This is a genomic window from Marinomonas piezotolerans (genome assembly GCF_003362755.1).
GTDB lineage: Bacteria > Pseudomonadota > Gammaproteobacteria > Pseudomonadales > Marinomonadaceae > Marinomonas > Marinomonas piezotolerans.
This window is the reverse complement of record NZ_QKRA01000005.1, coordinates 38,780-63,188: the sequence shown is the minus strand read 5'-3', so window position 1 is coordinate 63,188 and position 24,409 is coordinate 38,780. Positions and strand designations below refer to the sequence as shown.

27 protein-coding genes are annotated in these 24,409 nt (G+C 43.6%); 18 read left to right on the top strand and 9 right to left on the bottom strand.

The genetic code is table 11. From position 1 onward, the window contains the following. The first annotated feature begins 15 nt into the window (after positions 1-15). From DN730_RS11775 to DN730_RS11760, 4 genes are all read left to right on the top strand, one after another. Positions 16-321 carry an HP0495 family protein gene (locus DN730_RS11775; protein WP_115468342.1) on the top strand — a complete coding sequence of 102 codons (306 nt, stop codon included), beginning with the start codon at positions 16-18 and terminating at the stop codon, positions 319-321. 3 nt (positions 322-324) lie between these two features. After that, on the top strand, positions 325-963 hold the full coding sequence (gene lipB, locus DN730_RS11770; protein WP_115468341.1) for a lipoyl(octanoyl) transferase LipB: 639 nt from the start codon (positions 325-327) through the stop codon (positions 961-963). 6 nt (positions 964-969) lie between these two features. Next, positions 970-1,929, top strand: a complete 960-nt coding sequence (gene lipA, locus DN730_RS11765; protein WP_115468340.1) for a lipoyl synthase — start codon at positions 970-972, stop codon at positions 1,927-1,929. Positions 1,930-2,218: 289 nt separating this feature from the next. Beyond that, a complete protein-coding gene (locus DN730_RS11760) occupies positions 2,219-3,097 on the top strand; it encodes a GNAT family N-acetyltransferase (protein WP_115468339.1) in 879 nt (292 codons plus the stop codon). Here DN730_RS11760 and DN730_RS11755 read toward each other — a convergent pair. Then, positions 3,089-3,760 carry a hypothetical protein gene (locus DN730_RS11755; RefSeq protein ID WP_115468338.1) on the bottom strand — a complete coding sequence of 224 codons (672 nt, stop codon included), beginning with the start codon at positions 3,758-3,760 and terminating at the stop codon, positions 3,089-3,091. The genes DN730_RS11760 and DN730_RS11755 overlap by 9 nt on opposite strands. A 185-nt stretch (positions 3,761-3,945) precedes the next feature. Here DN730_RS11755 and parC point away from each other — a divergent pair, with 185 nt between their 5' ends. The 3 genes from parC (at position 3,946) to bfr (DN730_RS11740) (ending at position 7,251) form a co-directional block, all read left to right on the top strand. Continuing rightward, positions 3,946-6,213 carry a DNA topoisomerase IV subunit A gene (gene parC, locus DN730_RS11750; protein WP_115468337.1) on the top strand — a complete coding sequence of 756 codons (2,268 nt, stop codon included), beginning with the start codon at positions 3,946-3,948 and terminating at the stop codon, positions 6,211-6,213. Between the two features lie 75 nt (positions 6,214-6,288). Continuing rightward, entirely contained in the window at positions 6,289-6,756 is a 468-nt protein-coding gene (gene bfr / locus DN730_RS11745; RefSeq protein WP_115468336.1) for a bacterioferritin, read from the top strand. A 12-nt stretch (positions 6,757-6,768) separates the two neighbouring features. Next, positions 6,769-7,251, top strand: coding sequence for a bacterioferritin (gene bfr / locus DN730_RS11740; protein WP_115468335.1), 483 nt, complete (start codon positions 6,769-6,771; stop codon positions 7,249-7,251). Here bfr (DN730_RS11740) and DN730_RS11735 read toward each other — a convergent pair. The 3 genes from DN730_RS11735 to DN730_RS11725 all read right to left on the bottom strand — a co-directional run bounded on the left by DN730_RS11735 (position 7,248) and on the right by DN730_RS11725 (position 8,919). Continuing rightward, a complete protein-coding gene (locus tag DN730_RS11735) occupies positions 7,248-7,448 on the bottom strand; it encodes a (2Fe-2S)-binding protein (protein WP_115468334.1) in 201 nt (66 codons plus the stop codon). The genes bfr (DN730_RS11740) and DN730_RS11735 overlap by 4 nt on opposite strands. 136 nt (positions 7,449-7,584) lie before the next feature. Beyond that, positions 7,585-8,229: a DsbA family oxidoreductase gene (locus tag DN730_RS11730; RefSeq protein WP_115468333.1), complete on the bottom strand. Its 645-nt coding sequence runs from the start codon at positions 8,227-8,229 to the stop codon at positions 7,585-7,587. Positions 8,230-8,244: 15 nt separating this feature from the next. Next, positions 8,245-8,919 (bottom strand): DNA-3-methyladenine glycosylase I, encoded by a 675-nt coding sequence (locus tag DN730_RS11725; RefSeq protein ID WP_115468332.1) that lies wholly within the window; start codon positions 8,917-8,919, stop codon positions 8,245-8,247. A gap of 131 nt (positions 8,920-9,050) precedes the next feature. Between DN730_RS11725 and DN730_RS11720 the strand changes: the two genes are divergently transcribed. The 5 genes from DN730_RS11720 to DN730_RS11700 are packed head-to-tail and all read left to right on the top strand — an operon-like array spanning position 9,051 to position 13,366. Next, complete coding sequence (locus tag DN730_RS11720; protein WP_115468331.1) at positions 9,051-9,776, top strand: pyridoxine 5'-phosphate synthase; 726 nt, start codon at positions 9,051-9,053, stop codon at positions 9,774-9,776. Continuing rightward, a complete protein-coding gene (locus DN730_RS11715; RefSeq protein ID WP_115468330.1) occupies positions 9,773-10,387 on the top strand; it encodes a tRNA-uridine aminocarboxypropyltransferase in 615 nt (204 codons plus the stop codon). Before DN730_RS11720 ends, DN730_RS11715 begins: the two co-directional genes overlap by 4 nt. 17 nt (positions 10,388-10,404) lie before the next feature. Continuing rightward, complete coding sequence (locus DN730_RS11710) at positions 10,405-10,695, top strand: DUF1244 domain-containing protein (RefSeq protein WP_115468329.1); 291 nt, start codon at positions 10,405-10,407, stop codon at positions 10,693-10,695. Between the two features lie 6 nt (positions 10,696-10,701). Further along, positions 10,702-11,388 (top strand): transglutaminase-like cysteine peptidase, encoded by a 687-nt coding sequence (locus DN730_RS11705; RefSeq protein ID WP_115468328.1) that lies wholly within the window; start codon positions 10,702-10,704, stop codon positions 11,386-11,388. Positions 11,389-11,398: 10 nt separating this feature from the next. Then, entirely contained in the window at positions 11,399-13,366 is a 1,968-nt protein-coding gene (locus DN730_RS11700) for a bifunctional diguanylate cyclase/phosphodiesterase (protein WP_115468327.1), read from the top strand. An 18-nt stretch (positions 13,367-13,384) separates the two neighbouring features. On the opposite strand, the gene DN730_RS11695 is transcribed toward DN730_RS11700, so the two are convergent. After that, complete coding sequence (locus tag DN730_RS11695) at positions 13,385-13,738, bottom strand: hypothetical protein (RefSeq protein WP_115468326.1); 354 nt, start codon at positions 13,736-13,738, stop codon at positions 13,385-13,387. A gap of 336 nt (positions 13,739-14,074) precedes the next feature. Between DN730_RS11695 and DN730_RS11690 the strand changes: the two genes are divergently transcribed. The 4 genes from DN730_RS11690 to DN730_RS11675 all read left to right on the top strand — a co-directional run bounded on the left by DN730_RS11690 (position 14,075) and on the right by DN730_RS11675 (position 19,149). Beyond that, positions 14,075-16,387, top strand: a complete 2,313-nt coding sequence (locus DN730_RS11690; RefSeq protein ID WP_115468325.1) for a type I secretion system permease/ATPase — start codon at positions 14,075-14,077, stop codon at positions 16,385-16,387. Positions 16,388-16,389: 2 nt separating this feature from the next. After that, positions 16,390-17,730 carry an HlyD family type I secretion periplasmic adaptor subunit gene (locus DN730_RS11685; protein WP_115468324.1) on the top strand — a complete coding sequence of 447 codons (1,341 nt, stop codon included), beginning with the start codon at positions 16,390-16,392 and terminating at the stop codon, positions 17,728-17,730. Between the two features lie 103 nt (positions 17,731-17,833). After that, a complete protein-coding gene (locus DN730_RS11680; protein WP_115468323.1) occupies positions 17,834-18,469 on the top strand; it encodes a response regulator transcription factor in 636 nt (211 codons plus the stop codon). Positions 18,470-18,564: 95 nt separating this feature from the next. Then, positions 18,565-19,149 carry an NTP transferase domain-containing protein gene (locus tag DN730_RS11675; protein ID WP_115468322.1) on the top strand — a complete coding sequence of 195 codons (585 nt, stop codon included), beginning with the start codon at positions 18,565-18,567 and terminating at the stop codon, positions 19,147-19,149. Here the strand turns inward: DN730_RS11675 and DN730_RS11670 are convergent. From DN730_RS11670 to purM, 3 genes are read right to left on the bottom strand one after another with little or no spacing between them, the layout of a single operon-like run. Further along, a complete protein-coding gene (locus DN730_RS11670; protein WP_115468321.1) occupies positions 19,146-19,853 on the bottom strand; it encodes a DUF3108 domain-containing protein in 708 nt (235 codons plus the stop codon). The genes DN730_RS11675 and DN730_RS11670 overlap by 4 nt on opposite strands. Positions 19,854-19,870: 17 nt before the next feature. Beyond that, complete coding sequence (gene purN, locus DN730_RS11665) at positions 19,871-20,524, bottom strand: phosphoribosylglycinamide formyltransferase (RefSeq protein WP_115468320.1); 654 nt, start codon at positions 20,522-20,524, stop codon at positions 19,871-19,873. Next, on the bottom strand, positions 20,521-21,576 hold the full coding sequence (gene purM, locus DN730_RS11660; RefSeq protein ID WP_115468319.1) for a phosphoribosylformylglycinamidine cyclo-ligase: 1,056 nt from the start codon (positions 21,574-21,576) through the stop codon (positions 20,521-20,523). The genes purN and purM overlap by 4 nt, the downstream gene beginning before the upstream one ends. 117 nt (positions 21,577-21,693) lie before the next feature. On the opposite strand from purM, the gene DN730_RS11655 reads away from it, so the two are divergent. Both DN730_RS11655 and DN730_RS11650 read left to right on the top strand, forming a co-directional pair. Continuing rightward, the gene (locus DN730_RS11655) at positions 21,694-22,779 is read left to right on the top strand and encodes a DUF2066 domain-containing protein (protein WP_115468318.1); all 1,086 of its coding nucleotides are present in this window, start codon (positions 21,694-21,696) and stop codon (positions 22,777-22,779) included. A 2-nt stretch (positions 22,780-22,781) separates the two neighbouring features. Then, the gene (locus DN730_RS11650) at positions 22,782-23,012 is read left to right on the top strand and encodes a hypothetical protein (protein ID WP_115468317.1); all 231 of its coding nucleotides are present in this window, start codon (positions 22,782-22,784) and stop codon (positions 23,010-23,012) included. Between the two features lie 91 nt (positions 23,013-23,103). Here DN730_RS11650 and gltA read toward each other — a convergent pair whose 3' ends face one another. Then, on the bottom strand, positions 23,104-24,387 hold the full coding sequence (gene gltA / locus DN730_RS11645) for a citrate synthase (protein WP_115468316.1): 1,284 nt from the start codon (positions 24,385-24,387) through the stop codon (positions 23,104-23,106). Between the last annotated feature and the right edge of the window lie 22 nt (positions 24,388-24,409).

Below are 24,409 nucleotides of genomic sequence, written 5' to 3'. Positions count from 1 at the left end.
GGTGAAATAGCGAGTATGGCTTTAATAAGTAAAACAGGTGATATTGCACAAGGTGCTCAAGAAGCACCTAAGATCGAATTCCCTTGTGCAAATTACCTGATTAAAGTCGTGGCAATGGATGCTAACGACGTACAGGCATCGATCATGGATTGTGTGCGAACGCACGCGGCAGACTTTGACGAGAGCACCATTAGTGCGAAGCATTCTTCTAAAGGGCGATTTGTCAGTTACAGTTTCCGTATACACGCTCAAAGTGAGCGCCAATTATCCGAGCTTCATGTGGATCTAATGGCGATTCCTGCTGTAAAAATGGTTATTTGATAAATGCCGACAACACTTCTTTGCCGCGATTTAGGTGTGGTGCCATATGAGTCTACGTGGGAAGATATGAAAGACTTTACGCAGACTCGCTCTAAAGAGGACCTTGACCAAATTTGGTTACTTGAACACCCATCAGTGTTTACTCAGGGGCAAGCAGGCAAAGCGGAGCACTTGCTAAATGCTGGAGACATTCCGGTTGTTCAAGCGGACCGCGGAGGCCAAGTCACCTACCATGGACCAGGTCAATTGGTCGCTTATATCATGATAGATCTTAAGCGTCTGGGTATTGGCGTTAGAGATCTAGTGACCTTGATTGAAAACTCCATCGTTGATGTGCTGCATTGCAATGGTATCGCTTCTTACCCTAAACCAGATGCACCTGGTGTCTACGTTGATGAAATGAAGATTTCCTCACTGGGGTTGAGAGTGCGGCGAGGCTGTTCATTTCATGGCGTAGCACTTAACGTGGATATGGACCTGACTCCATTTTTACGAATAAATCCTTGTGGGTACCAAGGGTTACAAATGATTGATATGAAGCGTCTTAAGTCAGAAGCGACTATGGCGCAGGTGAAGATTCAGCTAGCAAATATACTGGCTGAACGTCTCGGATATGCTCATCCGACTATCCAACAAGGGTGAATTAGAATGACAACTCAGCAAAAGCGAGTGGTACAGGGAGAAAAATTACGTGGTGCCGATAAAATGGCGCGTATTCCTGTAAAAGTAATACCAACGGAAGAAATTCCGCGTAAGCCTGATTGGCTGCGTGTGCGGATGCCTGCATCGCCAGAAATCGCACGTATAAAAAGCACATTGCGTGAACACAAATTATCTTCTGTCTGCGAAGAGGCAAATTGCCCCAATTTGGGAGAGTGCTTCTCGAATGGGACGGCGACTTTTATGATCATGGGTGATATTTGTACGCGCCGGTGTCCGTTTTGTGATGTTGCTCATGGCCGTCCTAACGCTTTGAGTCCTGATGAACCAAAGGAATTAGCCGTTGCCATTCGGGATATGCGCTTAAAATATGTGGTAATTACTTCGGTAGATCGTGATGACCTTCGTGATGGCGGAGCGCAGCATTTTGTAGATTGTATTGATGAAACTAGAGCGTTGAGTCCTGAGATCGAAATAGAGACATTAGTGCCTGATTTTCGTGGTCGCATGGATGTTGCGTTAGATATTTTGCAAGTATCTCCTCCAGATGTGTTTAACCACAACTTGGAGTCAATTCCAAGGTTATATCGTCAAGTGCGACCTGGTTCTGACTATCAATGGTCGTTGGATTTACTGAAGAAGTTCAAAGAGCGTTGTCCTGATGTGCCAACAAAATCTGGATTAATGGTTGGCATGGGGGAAACGTTTGAAGAGATCGTAGAGGTTATGAAAGATCTACGTGCTCACGGTGTGGATATGTTGACTATTGGACAGTACCTTCAGCCTTCTAAGCATCACTTTCCAATGGACCGTTTTGTTCACCCGGAAGAGTTTGAGCGCTATGAGGCTGTGGCGAAGGACTTGGGTTTCAAGCATGCTGCGTGTGGCCCACTTGTTCGATCATCTTATCATGCTGATAAACAGGCTCATGGCGAGCGTGTGTCTTAATCTAGATGGCGCACTTATAGAAAGCGAGCGGCGAGTAGCCTCTCGCTTTTTTTATGCAAAAAAAACCCGCTACAGATGCAGCGGGCTAATATACTTTCCCTGGGGGCGCAAAGGGGAGCGCCGCGTAACGATGTGGGAGCAAAACATTTCATGGAAATCTTCTAAATGACGCTAGAACGTTTCCTCAACTGAGATATCGCTCTGACTCCATAATCTCAGATTGCTTAAATTATAGACAAACATTTGAAGAGTTGGTTCATTTTTATTTTTGATGTAGAGGATCAATAACATGGAAGACACTTTTCCAACACCCTATTACGCAGTGAGTGTTACCACATCAGCATTGCGTGAGGATGTGATGTATCGAGTGATGACAGAAAAGGTGATCGAGCTAGCGCAGAGTCAGCCGGGATTTTTGTATTTCGATTGGGTGTCTGAAGAAGTATCTCAATTTGTGACTTACTGGCAATCTAAGGAGCACGCAACGGCGTGGATCGACCATACTATGATGCGTCGAACGCTGTCTGTGGGGAACCAGTGCTGGTTTGACCAATACCGTTTAAAGTTGATCGAAGTGTTGCAGGAGGACATTTCTGTGAATCAAACTAGTTGGGAGCAGCGAGGGCGTTTTCCTGTAATACAAACAGAAAGGGGGATATTGAAGCTGCTCGATACCGAGGATACGGAGCTGCTGCTACGATATGTTAATGCCCAAAAAGAGCACTTAGCTCCTTGGGAGCCACAGCGGAACGACGATTATTATACTCAAGAAACTTGTTATTTGCGTATCAAGGAAATGCGTAAAGATTTTATAGAAGATCGTGGATGTGTCCTGTGTCTTTTAAATCCAGAGCAGGACAAAATGATTGCCTACAGTAACTATTCTCAGTTTGTTCGAGGAGTCTCTCAATCGTGTTTTTTAGGGTACAGCATTGCTGCAGAGGAACAGGGTAAAGGACTCATGCATGAATGTTTACGATATGGTATTGAATACATATCCAAGGAGCTCAACATTGATCGCATTCAGGCGTGTTATATGCCACGCAACAAACGCAGTGCTGCGGTGTTAGAAAAACTAGAATTTGAGCGAGAAGGTGTGGCACGCAATTACCTTAAAATTAACAATCAATGGGAAGATCACATTCTTACCGCTCTGACTTTAAGATGATCGACCAAGTTTGATAATCCGGCTTTGTTTAGGGTATGGGGTTGCAATCGTCAGAAAGGTAATTGGCTTTTCTGACCGATTGATGAGTCGACGAGTGGTTCCTGATTCGATCAAGATCCCAGCATCATGGACGCTTTGTGAGGACTGTCTTGGGAGCTGAATATGTAGGTCATCTTTCGTATTAACCGGCAAGATAAATTGCTCAGATGCTTTAAGGTAATAAAATGGCTCTTGATGAAGGGCTGGGAACATATGCCAGTCAATTTTGGCAACATCTTTATTTTTAGCGGTCCATTGCGTGGTGCCATTAGAGTGTTGCTTTTTGTCTTCAGTGCCACTCGCAAAGCGGTCAAACCTTGGGTTGCTTCGTTTAGCCTGACCCAAAAACACAACTACAAATAAGCGTGTGATGGGCGATATTGTGACACACCGTATGGGAAGCGCATGTTGCACCCATACAGCCTGATTCGCTTTCAAGGATACTTCTTCTAAATTCGACTGAATGAAGACTTGCCCTTCTGCTGTGAATAGAAGCGCGTCATATGGAAATACAATATTGTGATTTGCATGATCATTCAGCGTCAGTTGTATTTCGTACACTCTAAAATGCTGGGTATTATATAGAATGCATTGCCAGCCTTGTTTACCTAACTGAGTTTTCATGTAATGTACTCCCTATGCCCGAGCATCATAGAGCATACATCGTAAAAAAAAAACTGACTATTCGTTAATTCAAATACTCCAATGGTTGCAGGCTAAATGGCGCCTGATTATAGTAGTCGGCATTGATAAGTTATCGAAATAGTTAGGCTTTTCGCCTCCAGCCCGTTAATTAAAGGATATCGCTTTTGAGTGACTTGTTAAACTTTGAAGCTAACGAGACGCTTTCTCTGAAAGATTATACCGAGAAGGCTTACTTGAATTACTCTATGTACGTGATACTAGACCGTGCTTTGCCTCATATCGGTGACGGTTTAAAGCCCGTGCAGCGCCGCATTGTTTATGCAATGAGCGAGTTGGGTTTAAAAGCGTCGGCAAAGTATAAGAAATCAGCTCGTACTGTGGGTGATGTATTGGGTAAATTCCACCCTCATGGAGACAGTGCTTGTTATGAAGCGATGGTCTTGATGGCACAACCTTTTTCATATCGCTACCCACTAGTGGACGGTCAAGGAAACTGGGGGGCACCTGATGACCCGAAGTCCTTTGCTGCAATGCGTTACACAGAGTCCAGACTGTCGAAATATTCTGATGTCCTGCTCAAAGAGGTTAATCAAGGTACCGTAGATTGGGTGCCGAATTTCGATGGCACACTCCAAGAGCCATCAGTATTACCTGCGAGGCTTCCTAACCTGCTGTTGAATGGCACGACTGGCATCGCCGTAGGTATGGCCACCGATATACCCCCTCATAATTTAAGAGAAGTCGGTCAGGCCTGTATTCATATGTTGCAAAATCCAAAGGCAACACTGGATGAACTAATGGAGTACATTCAGGGGCCAGACTTTCCCACTGGTGGCGAAATCATTACGCCTCGCGCCGATTTGCGTCGTTTATATGAAACTGGCAAAGGACAAGTAAAAGCCCGAGCTCGTTATCAGATGGAAGAGGGAGAAATAGTTGTTTATGAACTCCCCCATCAAGTGTCAGGTAGCAAAGTACTGGAGCAAATAGCCGCACAGATGCAGGCTAAGAAGCTGCCAATGGTGGTTGATTTAAGGGACGAGTCAGACCATGAAAACCCGACTCGCTTCGTAATTGTACCCAAGTCGAATCGGGTTGATGTTGAAAGCGTCATGACGCACTTGTTTGCAACAACAGATTTGGAAAAATCCTACCGAGTTAATATGAATGTGATCGGTTTGGATGGTTTGCCACAAGTGAAGCCTTTGGCAGCGTTTATTAGCGAGTGGTTGCGGTTTCGTATTGGTGTGGTCCGTAAGCGTTTGCAATATCGATTAGATAAGGTAATGAATCGCCTTCATATTTTAGAGGGGTTATTGGTTGCCTTTCTAAACATCGATGAGGTGATAGAGATTATTCGTTCAGAAGACAAACCGAAGCCTGTTTTAATGGCCCGATTTGATCTTACGGATACGCAAGCAGAAGCTATATTGGAGTTAAAGTTACGCCACTTAGCAAAGCTCGAAGAAATGCGTATACGTGGTGAGCAAGATGAATTAGAAAAAGAACGTAAGACGCTTGAAGGCTTACTTGCATCGGATCGTAAACTGAAAAAGCTTATTACAACAGAAATTGAAGAGGCGATTGAGGCATTTGGTGATGAGCGTCGAACACCAATTGTCGAGCGTAAAGAAGCGCAAGCCTTTAGTGAAGAAGACTTGTTGTCGAATGATCCGATTACCGTGGTGTTGTCAAAACAAGGCTGGGTTCGAGCTGCAAAAGGACATGATATCGATGAGCGAGGTTTAAGTTACAAGTCGGGTGATGAGTTCTTGTTATCGACTAAAGGTCGATCCAATCAGACCCTTGTCTTGTTTGCTTCAAATGGTCGAACCTATTCTATTAAAGCACATACGTTACCTTCCGCTAGGGGGCAAGGTGAGCCCATAACTGGGCGCATTTCACTCGACAAAGATGCACATATTGTCGCAGCGGTACTGGATAACGATGATGCGTTTTATTTAGTGGCCTCGGATGCAGGGTACGGGTTTGTTGCCAAGCTCGGAGATTTGCACGCGAAAAATAAGGCGGGTAAGGCGACGCTCACACTGCCGACCAATGCACAGGTTTTGTCCCCAGTGAAAGTCATCGATCCGGAAAACGGGCGGATAGTGGTGGTTTCAAATGAAGGTCGTTTATTAGCCTTTAATGTGGCATCACTTCCTCAAATGGCGAAAGGTAAAGGCAACAAAATGCTGAGTATTTCCGCTGCGCGTGCGAAAGATCGTGAAGAGTGGGTGTGTGTAATGGCCTCAATACAACCCGATGACTTGCTGTTAGTCCACAGTGGCAAGCGGTTTATGTCTTTTGCTGAGAAAGAGTTATCCGACTACATCGGTGAACGTGGTCGCAGAGGGTTGAAGCTCCCTCGTGGCTTCCAGCGTATTGATAAACTGGAAGTGAAACTAGGTGAGGGTAAAGCAGCAGATTAGTGTCGTATGATTCTGCGCAATGCGTGGTTTACGCACTAGGTCGAACAGAACAATTCACAGGATGAGGATAGAGCGATGAAGGGTAGCCAAAAAGTTATTGATAGCATGAATGCATTATTGGAGAACGAGCTTGCAGCAATTGACCAATATTTTATTCATTCTAGAATGTACGAAGATTGGGGGCTAGAAAAGCTTTATGTACGCCTTAATCATGAAATGGATGAAGAAAAAGATCACTGCGATTGGTTGATTAAGCGGATCTTATTTCTAGAGGGCACCCCTTGCTTGTCAAAGCGCCGTGATCTACTTGTTGGTCATGATGTGCGGACCATGATGCAAAATGACCTGACACTTGAGCTTGAAGTAGTGACGTCTGTAAGGGATGTAATTGCCATATGTGAAGAAGAGGGTGATTACCAAACACGTGAAATGTTAGAAAAACTGCTGTTTGATACCGAAGAAGACCATGTATATTGGCTTGAAAAGCAATTACGTCTAATGGATACCATTGGTGAGCAAAACTATATTCAATCGCAAATGTAAGGGAGTTTTCTTGTGAAAGGTGATAAAAGCGTTGTTGCAAGTTTAAACAAAGTGCTAGCGAATGAGTTGGTAGGTATTAATCAGTATTTTTTGCATGCTCGTATGTTCAAAGATAAAGGCTTTGATCTTCTTGATAAAGCTGACTATAAGTCATCAATTCAAAAAATGAAGAATGCTGATCGACTCATTGAGCGCATCCTCTTTTTGGAGGGGTTACCTAATCTTCAAGATCTTGGGCGTTTACGCATAGGTGAAGACAGTGAGGAGATGATCCAATCAAATTTAGATTTTGAATTAGCGACACTGAGTGATTTGAAAGCAGCGGTCGAGACATGTGAGGCGAGCAAGGATTTTATCAGCCGTGAAGTGGTTGAAAAAATTCAAGAAGAGCAAGAAGAGCAAATTGATTGGCTTGAAACTCAGCAGCACCTAATTAAATCGGTAGGACTCCAGAATTACCTCCAATCACAAATGGGCGAATCGTCTATCGACTAGGCCACACTCTGAATCGGGAGCTCCTCCGCAAGTTTGAGGAGTTCTTCATTCAGAATGTTCTTCACATCTTTGCAGCACTTCCCACATTGCTTACCTAAATCGTGCTCCTGATAGAGGTCGCGCATTGACGTCGCACCTTCGGAAATGGATTGTTTGATAGCCTTATCAGTCACGGCATAGCAAAGACAAATATACATAAAACGATAATCACTCTCAATATTGTTTGAGAGTGATTATTGTATAAATGATAATTGTTATCAAATCAAAAGTGTTTATCTGGATATAATTTTCGATAGATAATGACTATGGAGGTGGTCAAGCATAAGGGTGACGTTAAGCATCATTTTCTTTGGTGATATCAGTGAGAATTTCTGCAAAGGTCTCAGGCGGATGAGCCCCCTGAACGAGAAACTTTTCATTGACTATATATGTTGGAACAGATTGAATATTAAGGCTTGTTAGGCGATCCATCTTCTCCTCAACCAAGATTTCAGCTTCACGAGACAATGCGTCTTCAATGTCATCTTCTTGCAGTCCAACTTCTTTTGCTATCCGTGTGATGACTGTAACATCACCAATGTTTTCTCCTTTGGTGAAGTAGGCATAAAATAATGCAGTCATCATGCTAGTGGCAAGTTCCATACGCGATGCTTGAGAGATGAACTGGTGGGCGAGTTTAGTGTTTGGGACGACATCTTTATCAGAGAAATTAAACTCGATCCCCGCCTCGACGCCTACGTTCTGTAAGGCATGTGTAGCTTCATTCAACTTCTCTTGTCCGCCAAACTTTTTGCCTAAGTACTCAGCACGGGGGACTCCAGTTTGGGGTACTTCTGGATGAAGTTCGAATGGTAGCCAATGAATATCAAAGCGAAAATCGTCACCGAGGTGATCCATGGCTGCTTTTAAACGTGTGTAGCCCAAGTAACACCAAGGGCACACTGGGTCGGCGATGATATCGATAGTTAAATCGGCCATTTGTTCTCCGTAAATCTAGTTAACGCCAAAGGCTATACATTGGCTAATTTGGCTGAATGGTAGTTTTGATTGATAGTGCCAGTGATTGAAGGCCTCTTGTGCTGCCTTTTTCGCACTTTGAGTGTCTCTGCCTGTCGTAATGATGCTTTGATTGCGTAGGTACCCTTCAACATCGCGCGTGAGTAGGAAGGTGTCCTTACCCATCATGCGTAAAGCGTAAGGCCCAGTATTTCCTCCTAAGCGTGCTCCACTTGATTTAAGTGTTGCCCAAAGGTCGATAATGGCGTCAGAAGGGTAATCTGCGACGTACTTCGCGAAGCTGCCGTGTTGCGCTTGAATCTCCGAGATCATGATCGCGTTTTCACGTATCGTCAAAACCTTACCAAGATGTCTAATGATTGAGGGATCTTTCGCTTTTTCTTCCCACATTTCATCGTGAATCAGTAGCATCTTTTCGATATCAAAGCTAAAAAAAGCAGATTCGAAATTTGACCATTTGTTATTCACTACTTTCCAGTTCATACCAGACTGGAAAACTTTCTGGGTAAATACAGATAGCCAGCGATCATCGCTGATGGAAGCAAGCTCAGTTTGACTTTTCGGTGTCACCAAGTGTTGCTTTAAGGCACGCTCGGAACCAAACCTATTGCAAGCTCTTTTGTATATGTGATCAAAAGGTTCGTAATTCAATATCAGCTCCTATTAATAAGCGGATTGTAGCATAACTCATTAAGGACATTGGAATCGGTAGAATTAGTGCTTAAGTTCCATGGTATCAATCGCTTATACTGATACAAAATTCTTTTTGGTTTGGGAAGTTTATGACGCATCTAAGTGTTAACTTGAATAAAATTGGTTTGCTGCGAAATTCTCGTGGTCGAGATTACCCCAACGTCATTGCAATGGCTAAGCGGACGCTCGAAAAGGGGGCGTTTGGTTTGACAATCCACCCTCGTCCTGATCAACGTCATGCTACATACCAAGACGCATTTGATCTCAAAGAGCTGCTTAAGCAATACCCAGGGCGAGAGCTTAATGTTGAGGGGTTTCCAGATGCAAAGTTTATGGAAACGGTATTAGAAGTCCTACCGCATCAGTGTACATTGGTGCCAGATGATCCAAATCAGTTAACCTCAGATCATGGCTGGAATCTGTCGCGAGACCAAGATGCCTTGCGACCGGTTATTGCGAAGTTAAAAGATAAAGGTATTCGTGTGGCGTTATTCATGGATCCCGAACCAGATAATATGGCGATGGCAAAAGCCGTTGGAGCAGATCGAGTTGAACTATACACCGAAGCTTACGCTAATGCGTTTCACACTGAGAAACAAGCGGATGTTAATGAAAGGTATCAAGCCGCTGCTAGGGCTGCACTCGATGTGGGTTTAGAAGTCAATGCAGGTCATGACTTGGACTTGGAAAATGTTGGCTTGCTGTGTGCGGAGGGCAACATTACTGAGGTGTCGATTGGTCATGCGCTGACGGTGGAAGCGTTGGAGCATGGTTGGGATAGTGTTGTGAACGCTTACCTGGAGCAGCTGGCTTGACAGGTGCTTTGCCAGTAAATCAGCGGCGCACTATTTGCGGTCATTGTAATTTTCCACAAGCAACGTGTATTTGTGATTTGATCCCGCATGTATCCGGTGCCGTTAATATATGGGTGTTGCAAGATAGTTTAGAGATAAAGCATGCGAAGAATACTGCTAGATTGCTGGCCCTTGGTTACTCTCGGACTCACTTGATTGATGTGTCCGATACACAACAATTGAACACTTTCTTTCAAACTGTTACACCTGAGAATGGAATATTACTTTACCCTGATGATAGGGCCGTTTTACTTGAGCGCAGCGATCAAAGTTCGTTAGCGCGAGTAAGGCACTTGATACTGCTGGACGGTACTTGGCGTAAAGCTAAGAAAATGTTTTTTACGCTTCCAAAGTTGCATTGTTATCCAATCGTTAAGTTTGGCACGCCTCCAGCCTCGTTATATAGCATCCGAAAGTCACCTGATGCCTTATCGCTATCAACATTAGAAGCGGCTGTTTATGCGCTTGAGTTACTGTCAAGTAGTAATGATTATCAGCCAATTAGGTCGTTTTTTCAGCAAGTGATATCCCGGCAATGGTCTAAACAGCCGACACATCACAAATACATATAAATTGAACGAGATTTACAATGGATAAAAAAACAGAAATTGAAGCTGCCGTTTTTAGACGATTAGTTGAACACTTAGACTCACGTAAAGATGTACAAAATATCGACCTTATGAACCTAGCAGGGTTCTGTCGCAATTGCTTGAGTAAGTGGTATGTAGCGGCTTCCCAAGAGCATGGGGAAGAGTTGGATTATGAAAGCGCTCGTGAGATAGTGTATAAAGAGCCTTATGCGCAGTGGAAGCAAAAGTATCAGAAGGAAGCGACCGCAGACCAACTAGCGGCCTATGCAAACAAAAGCGTTAAAGAGTAGCGGTTAATGAAGCGTTGCCGTGCTTTTCGTTCAAAGCAAGCCCTTGGGGCACAGGTAAAGATTTGGATTCTGTTAGTCCTGTTATGCATTGCGACCTTATTGCAAGCTGACATTTCTGAGAAGTATCGTGCCTTGGCTGCAAAAATTGGCTTGCAATATGGAGAGCGGGCAGAACGCCGTATTATTGCTTGGCGGCAAATGACCCAGAGGTCGCAAGGGATGACATTGGTTCAACAGTTAAATGCCGTGAATGATTTCTTCAATATGATGGAGTTTTCAAACGATATCGATATTTGGGGTAAAGAGGATTACTGGGCGACACCAATAGAGTTCTTAGCACTTGGAGCTGGGGACTGTGAAGATTTCACAATAGCGAAATATTTTGCGTTAAGAGAGTTAGGTATTCCAGATGATAAGCTCAGACTGGTCTACGTAAAGGCATTGGCACTAAATCAACATCATATGGTTTTAGCCTACTATCACAAGCCAACGTCTGTTCCTGTTATTTTAGATAATTTGGATAAAACTATTTTGCCAGCAATCAAGCGTAAAGACCTATTACCGATTTACTCCTTTAATGCCGAAAACCTGTGGCTTTCTAAGGAAAAAGGCCGAGGTCAGTTGGTTGGTGGATCATCCCGTCTCAGTTTATGGACTGATTTAAATAACCGCCTTTCAGATTTAGACGGCTAGGAGACAATACGTGACCTTATTTCGACAGCTTTTATTAACAGTAGTGCTGCTCCTATCGCTGGTATTGACGGTGGTAATGGCGATTAACTTCCAAACTACGAAAGATTATTTAGTTAATCAATTGCGATCAACAACACAAGACTCTGCAACAACTCTGAGTATGCAGATTTCAGATTATATGGCATTAGAGGATTATGCTTCTGTTGAAAGTAGCGTCAACGCAGTCTTTGACAGTGGGTACTTCTCCAAAGTTCGAATAAAGGTCTATGCAACTGATAATAATATTGTAAGGACGAACGAGACAAAAATTACCGGTGTGCCAGATTGGTTTATTGGTTTAATAGATTTTGAAGTTCCAACTGCCAGTGCGGTTGTCTCAAACGGGTGGACGGAGATGGGGCAAGTCTACGTAACGGGCAGTGCAGGGTTTGGTTACTATCAGCTTTGGCAGGCAACGAGAGATCTTTTTCTGTCGTTTATTTTTATTGGTTTCATTTCTGTAGTGCTGGGTGGTGTCGCACTTCGGTGGTTGTTTAAGCCTCTTTCTCAGGTCGAGAAACAAGCTGAGGCAATACAGCAGCGTCGATTTGTGCGCATGAGTGACTTGCCAAAAACGAGAGAACTCAAGTCTGTTGTGCTATCGATGAATAGGATGGCTGAAAAATTAGAAAAAGAATTTGCAGCGGAAGCTCAAGCCGCACAATGGTTACAAGCAAAGGCATTTAAAGACCCTGTGAGTGGCTTGGGTAATCGAAACTTCTTTGAGAGCCAAGCAAAGGCTCATTTTGACGACACTGATCGATCATTTGATGGGCTGGTGTTAGTGAATCTACTCGACCTCGCAAAGCTGAATAACGAAAGAGGTTACGAAGCCGCCGATAATTTCATTCGGAGTGCGGCCGATGTTATATCAGATAGCATTCTGACGCGTTATTCTTCGGCGACAGTCGCTCGTATGAGTGGTGCGGATTTTGTTGCGCTAATACCGAACATCGACATTGACGGCTTGCAGAGTGTCGTAGATGACATGATGGAAGGTCTAAAAGAATTGGCTGGATCTCGTACGAGTTATTCAGAAGCTGTGGCTAACATTGGTGCAGTACTGATAGATGAAGACGTAGATCGTTCAAATGCGATTGCGCAAACAGACGCCGCTCTACGCTCGGCTAAAATGGAAGGTTCAAATATTGCTAAAGTATTTGACAATGAAGCGGGCCAGCAAATGGCTATTGGCCGTTTAGAGTGGAAGCGGATGCTGGAGTATGCAATCGATCAACATAGCTTCACGTTAAGAAAACAAGTGGTGGTGTCAGTAGATGAACTTAATAGCGCTATGCAGCATGAGTTGTATGCAAGCTTAGATTATCAAGGAAAACAGTATCACGCAGGTTACTTTATTGGCCTAGCGGAGCAGTTCGATTTGGGTGAGCAGGTTGATCAGGTCATTATTCAGCGTGTGATTGAGGCGGTGTCATCAAGTTCAGGAGATGGGATTTTTGCAGTAAATTTATCGGCGTCCGCTTACGCTAAGCTCTCTTTCGTTAGCTGGTTGGATAAATTATTGACCAGTACTCCTGATACAGTTAAGCAACGGCTTGCGTTTGAAATTTCAGAGCAGAGTGTACTCTCATCTGAAGATCATTCTTTTGTGCTGGCTCAAACGCTTAAAACTCATAAGGTTAAGCTTGGAATCGACAATGTCGGCAAGCAGTTTTCCGCTTTTCAATACTTACAGACGCTAATGCCTGATTATGTAAAAGTAGATCCGTCTTATACTAAGCTTGCCGTTGGTAAAGAGTCTGAATCGTTCTTTATGCACACACTTTGTAAAATGTTCAATAGCTTGAATATCGAAGTGATTGCAACAGGAGTGGAAACATCGGAACAGGTCGCGATATTGAAAGGGTTTGATATCAGCGGACTTCAAGGTTTTGGTATCGGTCGTCCGGTGGAATTTGACGGTAAACCAACATCCTAGATTAAAGCGTCATCCATCCTAGATTAAAGCGTCATCGTCCAGTTCGTTCTCGGAAATGAGAGAATCATTTTGACCACTATGGATTCCACGAACCCATTTACGGCTTAATAGCTTTTTCTGTGCTGCAAGAGGTAGCTCAGTGAACTGTATAATTCGTTTCTCAGAAAGCAGATCCACTAAGTCTTCTAGCACACGCATCATGTTTTGATCAGATGAATCAAGTAGCTCTTGAGATGAACGTTGGTCTAACTTGGACTCGATGATCTGAGCGACTATTGGGTTGTCTGGCGCAACAAGCAGTGAGTATTCATCAGACTGTTGAGTTGCAACATCAACAATGTCACCATTTTGGTCGACCTTAGCATATAACATGGTTGCTTCCTCGCGGATGTAGTAGAGTTAAAATCCATATTGGACAATAGTAACGTTTTTTATATAGGTTTACTGTAGTCTGTTAAGGCAATTGATTCGTAAAAATCGTATTTTAATTTCGATAACATATTGCTTGTACTGTTATAGTGTAAGAATAGAATTCTTCAAAAACAATCAACATAAGCAGAGTAAGGGATGATACACGCGATTTCACCAGCTCAGGTAGGTAAATACCTGGTTTAAATGGTTGGAAATGATTTATAAAGCAATCTTTCATTTCCAAAGCGTGAGACACCTTTGTTTCTTTTAGAAGCTAATACCGAGTAACGAAGTCATATGGATTCTAAAAAAAGTGCTTCAGACAATTACGGCACATCTCCCAAAAAAGATAGTCAAGCGACCGATGTGACATCAGACAAGTCAAGTGAGGCGTTAAGCCAAGACTCGGTAGCTGAGAAAACGAGTAAAAGCTTGAACGAAGCGCCAGCAGAATCGGCTTCTCAGTGGGAAGTCGATCCGACTAAAATTGAGTATCCTGATCCATTGTTAGACTGCTTAATTCTGCTGAGCAAGTACTACGACAATCCGTACACGGCGGATGGTATTGCTGCTGGCTTGCCAAAGTCAGCTGATAGTATGACCCCTGATCTTTTTCTAAGGGCATCCAATCATATTGGTCTTAAATCCCGCTTTTTAAAACGATCGATAGATAAAATTCCAGATTTAGTGCTTCCGGTCGTATTGCTACTTAAAGATAAGCAAGCGTGTGTGCTACTTGAGGTTGATGAAAAACAGCGTGTTGCTAAAATTTTCCGGCCAGAATCAGGGGAAGGTGAGCTGTATTTACCTTTGGATGACCTGATTGACAGCTATAACGGGTATTGTTTTTTTGTTCGTCCGCAATATCGTTTTGACAAAAGATCACGCTCCAGTTCTGATGAAAAGCGAAAAAAAGGGCATTGGTTTTGGGGGACGATCAATTCTTCATGGCGAATCTATCGTGATGTTTTTATTGCTTCATTGTTGATTAATATTTTTGCTGTCGCGAGTCCGCTATTCGTAATGAACGTCTACGATAGGGTGGTGCCAAACAATGCTTTTGACACTTTATGGGTTTTAGCGGTTGGCGCGTGCGTAGTCTATTTATTTGATTTTTTACTGCGGACGTTGAGGGCTTACTTTATTGATGTCGCTGGTAAAAAATCAGATATCTTAGTGTCCGCTTCGATTTTCTCAAAAGTGAATAATATCACCATGGCTGCTAGGCCAAAATCAGTGGGTGCCTTCGCTAAAAACCTGCAAGAATTTGAGAGCATTCGGGATTTCATTACTTCTGCATCGATCACTACATTGGTAGATATCCCATTCATGTTTTTGATCGTCGCCGTTATTTGGATGATAGGTGGTCCGGTAGGCTACATTCCTTTAGTCACTATTGCGCTGATTATTATATATTCGCTTATTATTCAGATTCCTTTGCGAAAATCCGTTGAAGAGGGGCAAAAAACAGCGTCTCAAAAGAATGCAGTGTTGATTGAAAGCTTGTCGAACGCTGAAAGCGTGAAATTAAATAATGCCCAAGGTGTTTTACAGCAGCATTGGGAGAGCGCAGTAGGAAATATCGCTGATTGGGGGATTAAAACTCGCCAACTTGCCCAGTCTTGTTCATCGTTTGCTATGGTTGCTCAGCAACTTACTACCGTGATCATGGTTATTGTGGGTGTATATCAAATATCTGAGCGAGAAATGAGCATGGGGGCACTTATCGCCTGTGTGATGTTGACAGGGCGCGCGCTCGGCCCCATGGCTCAAGTCGCTGCGTTAGCAACTCGCTACAACCAAGCTAAGTCTGCGTTTACGGCTTTAAACGAAATCATGAACTCACCGGTAGAGCAGCCTGATGAGGTCAAGTATGTGCATCGATCCAAATTTGATGGGCAATTTGAGTTTGATACCGTGAGTTTTGCTTACCCAGATCAAGAGCAAGCGGCTGTAAGTGATATCAGTTTTAAAATTGCCCCCAAAGAAAAAGTTGCCATTATTGGGCGAATTGGCTCAGGTAAATCTACTATCGGCAAAATGATGACGGGCTTGTATAGCCCAATGGATGGCGCTATTCGAATCGATGGTGTTGATATTCGCCAAGTCAATCCCACGGATCTACGTCGTAACGTCGGTTCGGTCTCGCAAGATGTCACGCTCTTTTATGGTTCGATCAAAGAAAATATTACGTTGGGTGTTCCGTATATTGAAGATGAGGCCATTATAAGGGCAGCAGATTTATCGGGGGTGTCAGAGTTTGCGAACCGAAGACCTTCAGGGTTGGATAGCATTGTAGGTGAACGTGGAGCTTTGTTGTCTGGAGGGCAGCGACAAAGCGTCGCTATTGCGAGGGCGTTACTGTTTGATCCTAATATTTTGATTTTAGATGAGCCTACGGCATCGATGGACAACACTACTGAGGCCCGTATGAAGCGGCGCTTAGCCGAAGCTATTTCAGAGAAAACACTGATATTGATTACGCATAAGTCGTCTATGCTTGATTTGGTGGATCGAATTATCGTTATGGATAATGGAAGAATGGTTGCAGACGGGCCAAAAGAACAGGTCTTTGAGGCACTTCGTCAAGGTAAGTTGAAGGTAAGCTAATTATGCAGGAATCAAAAGCGCGTAACACTGTTGCCCAATCCGACCTTGATTTTTTAAGTGATCGAAATGCAGCGTTGATGTTAAAAACCCCCCGTGGTGGTCGAATTATTCTTTGGTCTATTTTCATTTTTATTTCTGCCGCACTCGTATGGGCTAATTACGCGTCACTTGATGAGGTAACGGTCGGAGAGGGTAAAGTGATTCCTTCCAGCCAAGTGCAAGTTATCCAGAATCTAGAGGGTGGAATACTAAAAGAAATAAATACCCATATTGGTCAAACAGTTGATAAGAATCAGCTGCTGATGACAATAGAAAATACCGAAGCACTATCTTCTCTGCGTGAGCAGCAGGTAGAAGAAATGAATATGCGAGTGAGAGGTGTTCGTCTAACCGCAGAAGCGAATGGTAATCCTCCTGTTTTTGACGAAGTCATGCGCAACGAATACCCGCAAATTGTTGACCGTGAAATGGACCTTTATGAAGATCGTCTTGCCTCACTGAGAGCGAATCAGTCCGTATTTGAGCAACAAATAGAGCAGAAGAAACAAGAAATTGTTGAGCAGGAAGCCAAGTTATCTAACCTGAGAGGCAGTGTTGAGCTCGCAGAAGAGGAATTATCTCTGACTAAACCAGCTTTTGAGCAGGGTGCAGTGTCTCGAGTTGAGTTGTTGCAATTACAGCGGGAAGTAAATCAGCTTCAAGGTGAGCTGGAAGCTACCCAGTTGGCACTGCCTCGTGCTCGATCTTCTTTGCGAGAGGCTCAAACTAAGTTAGAAGAAAGTAATGCGAAGTTCAGAGCTGAAGCTCAAGAAGATCTCACTAAAGTTCGATCAGAGTTAGATAAGATTCGCGAAGCGAGTGTGTCGTTAGAAGATAAAGTGAAGCGTACCCAAGTGCGTTCTCCTGTGCGTGGTATTGTGAAACAGATACAGATAAACACGGTTGGTGGAGTTATCAAACCAGGTATGAATTTGCTGGAAATTGTACCTATTGAAGAGTCTCTGTTAATTGAAGCGAAAGTTCGTCCAGAAGACATCGGTTTTATAAAGCCTGATCTAGAGGCTGTGGTTAAGTTGAGTGCGTACGATTTTGCAATATTTGGAGGTCTTCACGCTAGAGTAGAGAATATTTCAGCCGATACTATAGTCGATGAAGAGGGGAATAGTTTTTACCTTGTCAGGGTTCGGACTGATAAGAGTTTCTTGGGTACGGAGGACGCCCCTTTGCCTATTATCCCTGGGATGCAGGCGACCGTGGATGTCATTACAGGTAAAAAGACATTGCTTGATTACCTGCTTAAACCCATATTGAAAGCGAAACAAAATGCCTTGCGAGAACGTTAGTTACAATTCTTTTTTCTTTCACTGTCTGGATTTACAAAACTTAACGTTAGGCAAATTTTATCCACATTAAAATGTGGGTAGCGATGCATAAATGAGGCGAGTTGTGAAAATATTGTGCTGGAATACAAATGAATCAGTGTGGGATCATTGGCAACAGATCTTAGCCTCCGATATTCAGCCGATTCGTACAAACAGCTTTGAGGAAACAGAGTCACGGTTAAACAATGGCGAGTTTGGCTATTGCTTCGTATATTTAGGCGATACCGAATTTGCTCGAATGGTTGAGGATACAGTAATACTGAGAGAGCGTTTTCCGAGTATTAAACTTGTCGCTTTTCCAAATCGTCGTAGTCAGTCTGCAGCACTGCGTATGCTCTCTATGGGGGTTAACGGTCAATGTGCTCCGTATATTGGTAAAGAGCAAATGCAGTTGGTTCTATCGGTTGTTGAAGCGGGAGAGATATGGGGCGGAAAAGATTTCATTCAGCAATTAATTGAGCAAAATGCGAAGGGTTATCAGTCTTCCAGTTATGCGGGAGACAGTTTGGAATCACTGTCTGATCGTGAAAGATCAGTGGCATTGTTTGTGGCTCAAGGATTTTCAAACAAGCGTATTGCGACCGAGTTAGATGTCACCGAGAGGACAATTAAGGCGCATTTAACGGCTATTTTTAAGAAGCTTGAGGTGAGAGATCGATTGTCTCTTGCATTGATGATTCAAAAAGAAGTTGTAGAATAATGTCTACACGCAGTTGATTAGTTCAGCGGTTAGAATGACAAGCGCGTAGTCTCAATCTGGGATTATGCGCTTTTTTATAGAAGGTTAATGTGTAGATGAAGCAAAGCGCACTAGATCTCACGGCAGTCATACTGGCGGGCGGTGGTGCAGTTCGCATGGGGGGAGTTGATAAAGGGTTACAACGTTACAAAGGCCATCCCTTAGTATCCTATATGATCTATATGGCTCAAGAGTTTACAGAGCATGTGATGATTAGCTCTAACCGGAACGCAACACAATACCAATCTTATTCTAGGGATGTTTTTTCAGACCTCTTGAGTGTGAGGGAAAAAGGGCCGTTAGCTGGGTTGCTTACCGTAGGTCAGGCCACGTCTAGTTCACACCTTTTGCTTTTGCCTTGTGATGCGCCCAATACGCCGTTGGTAGCGCTTCAAAATCTGATAGAGAAGGCGTCTGCTGAACCTGACCTGATAACCTATATCGAGACCAATTCAGGGCCACAGCCATTACATGCTATTGTCCCTAAAAAAGCTGTTGAGTATCTAAGTTCCTATCTTAAGCAAACAGAACATTATGGGGTGATGAAGTTTTATCGTTCTTATGGATGTCAAACGAGTCGTTTTTACGGTAACTGTGATGAAGCATTTGAGAATATTAATTCTGTAGGTCAACTACTTTAGAGCGGGGAGACTTTTTCTAAGTCAAGTGTATAGGATTCACCATCTTCATTATGAACCATCTTAACGAGTAAGTAGTTCTTTTCAGGCGCAAACCAAAAATAGGATTGTCTATCATCAGTCATATTATCTGTTCGAATGACCTTGATGACTTTCAGTTTTCCTAACTTTGTATCAATGTGCTCTGTTTTACCTTTTTTAAAACGATAATGTTTTATCTTGCCGCCGTCTGCTACATCATATTTTAGATTCTGTTTTCCTTGTATCAGATCATAGCGAACCTGTAATTGCAGTCCAAGGCGATCAACAGTGTTCTGAGTGATAGGCATCGTCCAAGGTTTGCTGTCTACGTCATTGCGTACCGTCATATTCTTCCAGTTAAACGTGAGTTCGGCTTCACGTGTTTTGTTCAGTACGCGAGATTTATAATGATATTTGTGTGGGCGAATTGAATCATTGGTGGTATGGAAAGAAACGGATTCACTGAGACTGGCGAGTAGGGTGTCTGCTGAAAACTCGAAGTGCCAATCATTGGTGTTTTTTTTGGTAAGGGTTTGTGTGCCTTCTACTCTAAAGCTAACACCTTTTTCCCATATAGTGCTGTAAGTCGCTTCATAAGGCGGGATAAAAGAAGCACTAGATGCCGCTAACGTGGGCGTAATCTGAATAATTAGTAGAGCTAGTAATAATTTTCTGATCATGCCCATGTTAGTACTTCCTATCGCTAACTTAATTCTGGTTGGTAGCGCACCCCTGATATTGGGAGAGGCGCACCATCAAGGTAAGCTATGCCGCTGTTAAGTTCAAGTCTTCCTGTACTAAACCACTTAACGGTCAACGGGTAAATAATATGTTCTAGAGTGTGAACCTTATTCGCAAGCGATTCGGCGGTCTCATTTTCATCAATTGCAGTGCTCGCCTGTAAGACAACAGCTCCAGCGTCAAGTTCAGCACTTACAAAATGTACTGAGACACCATGTTCACTTTCTTTCGCATCGATAGCGCGTTGGTGAGTATTCAAACCTTTAAATTTAGGCAAAAGTGAAGGGTGGATATTTAACATCATGCCTTCGTACCTACGCGTAAAGTCCTCGCTAAGGATGCGCATGAACCCAGCTAAAATAATCAGCTTGGGCTGATATGAATCAATCACAGTGGCTAATGCTTGATCGAACGCTTCACGCGTTTCAAAGTCTTTATGACTAAGGGCGTGTGTTGCTATGCCAGATTGCTCTGCGCGCTGCAAACCGTATGCAGATGCTTTATTGCTAATAACAGCGCGAATATCTATATTAAGTACTCCTTGCAAGCTTTGATCAATCAAAGCTTGCAAGTTGCTGCCGCTGCCAGAAATCAGAACAACGACGGGGAAGCTCATGCAGTCGCCTCAAGGTCAGAAATAACAACTTCTTTATCTGATTTCGCTTTAATTTCACCGATAACCCAAGCATCCTCGCCCTCAGCTTTAAGAATGTCGATGGCTTTATCAGCATCTTCTGGGTTGACACACAAGACCATGCCAACACCGCAATTTAGTACTCGGTACATCTCTTCTTGTTCAACATTGCCTTTTTGTTGAAGCCAGTTAAACACAGCAGGTCGAGTCCAGCTACCTGCGTCAATGTATGCAGCAGCGTCGTCTGGAAGTACTCTAGGAATATTTTCTAGCAATCCACCGCCAGTAATATGGGCTAGTGCATTAACGGTAGTGCTTTCCATTAATTTTAGAATCGATTTGACGTATATTTTTGTAGGGGCCATCAAGGCATCCTTCAGCGCAACACCATCGATCATTTCATCAAGGTTGGCATCGCTTACTTCGAGAATTTTACGAATTAGAGAGTAGCCATTTGAATGCGGGCCAGATGAGCCCAGAGCAATAAGCGTGTTCCCTTCTTTGACTTTTGTGCCGTCAATAATGTTGTCTTCTTCAACAACACCAACACAAAACCCAGCTAGGTCGTAATCACCGTCGTGGTACATGCCTGGCATTTCAGCTGTTTCGCCGCCAACCAAAGCACATCCAGATTGTAAGCAGCCTTCACCAATACCCGTTACCACATCTGCAGCAACATCGATATCTAGCTTACCAGTCGCATAATAATCCAAGAATAATAGTGGTTCTGCGCCGGCTACGACCAAGTCGTTCACGCACATAGCGACCAAATCTATACCAATTGTGTCGTGTTTATTTAAATCCATGGCCAAACGTAGTTTTGTGCCAACACCGTCAGTACCTGAGACCAAAATCGGCTTTTTGTATTTTTCAGGTAAACGAGTAAGCGCTCCAAAGCCGCCTAAACCGCCTAATACTTCAGGACGGCGTGTTTTTTTGCTTACACCTTTAATACGTTCAACAAGCTCATTGCCAGCATTGATATCTACGCCTGCGTCTTTATAGCTAATCGAGGTTTTATTCGATTCGGTCATTGCCTATGCCCTATTACCATGGAGTGGGAAAAGCGGCATTTTAACACAGTGAAAGATAAGGGCTATGGTTCTTTGCAGAGAAGAAAGTAGAATAGGGGGATTACTAAGGGAAATGCTATGATTTTAAGACATATTTTTTTATTTACTTGGCTATTCTTTGGCTCGATGTCACTGCACGCCGTTACGGTAGCTAATTTATATAGTGCATCAGTTCAGTTACCCGCTCGATTAGATGAGCCGAGCTTACTAAAACAAGCCTTTAACCAAGCTGTTGACGAAGTGTTAGTTCGAGTGTCGGGGCAGGCTGAATCACTGGATGGTCGAGTCCTTGAGGCTGCGCATGAAAATGTTAGTGGGTGGGTTGCACAACATACCGTTACAACACTTCCTAATCTCGTAGAGTTTGACGGTGAAATTGAGACTGCGAAACAAGTTAACGTTTCGTTTTATCGTGAGTCGATTAACCGTTTTTTATTCAGTAATAATTTGCCTGTCTGGGGGAGTAATCGGCCTAGCATTTTGGTCTGGCTTGTCCAAGATACCGCTGGAGTCCGAGAGATGGCTGGTGCGAAGCAACCAAGTAATGCACTAAGTAACTTTTTTGTTCAAAGCAAAAAGTTAGGGTTGCCCACTTATGCGCCATTAATTGATGATCATGACAAGCAAGCATTAGGTTCTAGCGCGCTATGGGGTTTTTTCGAAGAGGATATTTTGTCTGCAAGCCAGCGTTATCAAACGGATGTTGTATTTGCTATGCGGATGGGGCAATACGGCACCAATATTACGGTTGATGGTGTGCTTCTTATTCCTACGGTGGGTGTCCAGCGCATCTCTTTAACCGGTGCCGAAGAGTCTTTGGTCATGAAGCAAGTTAGTGAGCAGTTAGCACTCTTGCTTTCCCAGCGTTATGCATCGATTCGATCACCTGGGAGCTCGAAGCAGTTCGCTATCAGGGTATCAGGAGTGGAGAATTATTCGGCACTGGAGCGTTTAAAAAACTATTTAATTTCAGTTGGGGTCGTGAGGGAGGCGCATGTGACTCAAATACAAAGCGATATTGTTGAGTTTTCGTTGCAGTTGGATGGAACAATTGAGATTTTCAAAAACAGTATAGCGTTAAATTCGGTGTTATCTCCTGTATCCTTAAGCGCATTAGACCCCGATGCGAATCGTGTAGAAATGTTTCAGTATAAAGGTAAGTAGTGATGACAAATAATATCGAAGAGACGCCGACTCAGCGTGATTTTTTCGCTCGTCCAGACGCAGAGCAGAGCGATTTCTTAGCTCAAACTTGGTGCAATAATTGTATGGAGATGGACTTGGGGATGAAAAACCCTAAAGAGTTCGAATCCGATCACCGTATTTGGATTGAAGGTGAATGTGTGAAGTGTGGTTCTCAAGTGATTACCGAGATAGTCTACGAGGACGAAGAGTGAGTTTGCTGTAGTAGCTGTTGTGTGTCACTAGGCATTAAGAATAATAAAAAGGCGACCGCTTCATGCGGTCGCCTTTTTTAGTTGTGGGCGATTACTTCTTAGTAGGGTATTCGCGCTCAGTGTGGCCCACATATAGCTGACGTGGGCGACCTATTTTGTAAGGACCACTGATCATTTCGTTCCAATGTGAGATCCAACCGATTGTTCGCGACATGGCAAAAATCACTGTAAACATAGACGTTGGAATACCAATGGCCTTCATAATGATGCCAGAGTAAAAGTCTACGTTAGGGTAGAGCTTGCGTTCCACGAAGTATGGGTCTTCTAGTGCAATTTGCTCTAAACGTTTTGCGATTTTTAGCATGGGGTCATTGGCTTGGCCTAACTCTGCTAACACTTGATCACATGTTTCGCGCATTACTTTTGCACGTGGGTCAAAGTTTTTATAGACACGGTGGCCGAAGCCCATTAGACGGAAAGGGTCATTCTTGTCTTTTGCTTTGGCAATAAACTCATCGATATTGGATTCATCGCCAATTTCTTCCAGCATGGTTAGAACCGCTTCGTTCGCTCCACCGTGGGCTGGTCCCCAAAGTGTTGCTATACCTGCAGCAATACAAGCAAACGGGTTGGCGCCTGATGAGCCTGCTAAGCGAACGGTTGAGGTTGAAGCGTTTTGCTCATGATCTGCGTGCAAGATAAAAATGCGATCCATTGCTTTAGCAAATACTGGGTTTACTTTGTAATCTTCGCAAGGTGTCGCGAACATCATATGTAAGAAGTTTTCGGCATAGCTCATATCGTTACGAGGGTACATGGTCGGTTGACCTTTTGAGTACTTGTAACACATCGCTGCGAGCGTTGGCATTTTTGAAATTAAACGGAAAGCTGCGATCTCGCGGTGCTTAGGATCGTTGATGTCCATATGGTCTTGATAAAATGCTGATAAAGCGCCGACTAAACCAACCATTACCGCCATTGGGTGGGCATCATTACGGAAGCCGTCCAAAAACTTCTGCATGGACTCAGATACCATAGTGTGATTCTTGACAGTATCTTCAAATTCTTTCGCTTGCTCTGCAGAAGGGAGCTCTCCGTATAGGAGTAAGTAACAGGTCTCGAGATAGCTTGAGTTCTCTGCTAAGTCTGCAATTTTGTAGCCTCGGTGTAGAAGTACTCCTGCTTCACCATCGATAAAGGTGATTGCAGATTCACATGAGCCAGTAGACATAAAGCCTGGGTCATAAGTAAAGACGCCGCTGGCACCTAAGCCTCTAACGTCAATTACATCTTGTCCGGCAGTGCCTGATAAAACAGGTAGTTCGATAGGTTGGTCGATACCGTCTACTGTTAAGTGAGCTTTTTTGTCAGCCATTTTTGGTCTCCTTCGTACTCTG

Excerpts from the sequence above, each read along its gene's own strand:
- DN730_RS11775 (WP_115468342.1), top strand. The coding sequence starts at position 16 with ATGGCTTTAATAAGTAAAACAGGTGATATTGCACAAGGTGCTCAAGAA.
- lipB (WP_115468341.1), top strand. The coding sequence starts at position 325 with ATGCCGACAACACTTCTTTGCCGCGATTTAGGTGTGGTGCCATATGAG.
- lipA (WP_115468340.1), top strand. The coding sequence starts at position 970 with ATGACAACTCAGCAAAAGCGAGTGGTACAGGGAGAAAAATTACGTGGT.
- DN730_RS11760 (WP_115468339.1), top strand. The coding sequence starts at position 2,219 with ATGGAAGACACTTTTCCAACACCCTATTACGCAGTGAGTGTTACCACA.
- DN730_RS11755 (WP_115468338.1), bottom strand. The coding sequence starts at position 3,760 with ATGAAAACTCAGTTAGGTAAACAAGGCTGGCAATGCATTCTATATAAT.
- bfr (WP_115468336.1), top strand. The coding sequence starts at position 6,289 with ATGAAGGGTAGCCAAAAAGTTATTGATAGCATGAATGCATTATTGGAG.
- DN730_RS11735 (WP_115468334.1), bottom strand. The coding sequence starts at position 7,448 with ATGTATATTTGTCTTTGCTATGCCGTGACTGATAAGGCTATCAAACAA.
- DN730_RS11730 (WP_115468333.1), bottom strand. The coding sequence starts at position 8,229 with ATGGCCGATTTAACTATCGATATCATCGCCGACCCAGTGTGCCCTTGG.
- DN730_RS11720 (WP_115468331.1), top strand. The coding sequence starts at position 9,051 with ATGACGCATCTAAGTGTTAACTTGAATAAAATTGGTTTGCTGCGAAAT.
- DN730_RS11710 (WP_115468329.1), top strand. The coding sequence starts at position 10,405 with ATGGATAAAAAAACAGAAATTGAAGCTGCCGTTTTTAGACGATTAGTT.
- DN730_RS11705 (WP_115468328.1), top strand. The coding sequence starts at position 10,702 with ATGAAGCGTTGCCGTGCTTTTCGTTCAAAGCAAGCCCTTGGGGCACAG.
- DN730_RS11695 (WP_115468326.1), bottom strand. The coding sequence starts at position 13,738 with ATGTTATATGCTAAGGTCGACCAAAATGGTGACATTGTTGATGTTGCA.
- DN730_RS11690 (WP_115468325.1), top strand. The coding sequence starts at position 14,075 with ATGGATTCTAAAAAAAGTGCTTCAGACAATTACGGCACATCTCCCAAA.
- DN730_RS11685 (WP_115468324.1), top strand. The coding sequence starts at position 16,390 with ATGCAGGAATCAAAAGCGCGTAACACTGTTGCCCAATCCGACCTTGAT.
- DN730_RS11675 (WP_115468322.1), top strand. The coding sequence starts at position 18,565 with ATGAAGCAAAGCGCACTAGATCTCACGGCAGTCATACTGGCGGGCGGT.
- DN730_RS11670 (WP_115468321.1), bottom strand. The coding sequence starts at position 19,853 with ATGGGCATGATCAGAAAATTATTACTAGCTCTACTAATTATTCAGATT.
- purN (WP_115468320.1), bottom strand. The coding sequence starts at position 20,524 with ATGAGCTTCCCCGTCGTTGTTCTGATTTCTGGCAGCGGCAGCAACTTG.
- purM (WP_115468319.1), bottom strand. The coding sequence starts at position 21,576 with ATGACCGAATCGAATAAAACCTCGATTAGCTATAAAGACGCAGGCGTA.
- DN730_RS11655 (WP_115468318.1), top strand. The coding sequence starts at position 21,694 with ATGATTTTAAGACATATTTTTTTATTTACTTGGCTATTCTTTGGCTCG.
- DN730_RS11650 (WP_115468317.1), top strand. The coding sequence starts at position 22,782 with ATGACAAATAATATCGAAGAGACGCCGACTCAGCGTGATTTTTTCGCT.
- gltA (WP_115468316.1), bottom strand. The coding sequence starts at position 24,387 with ATGGCTGACAAAAAAGCTCACTTAACAGTAGACGGTATCGACCAACCT.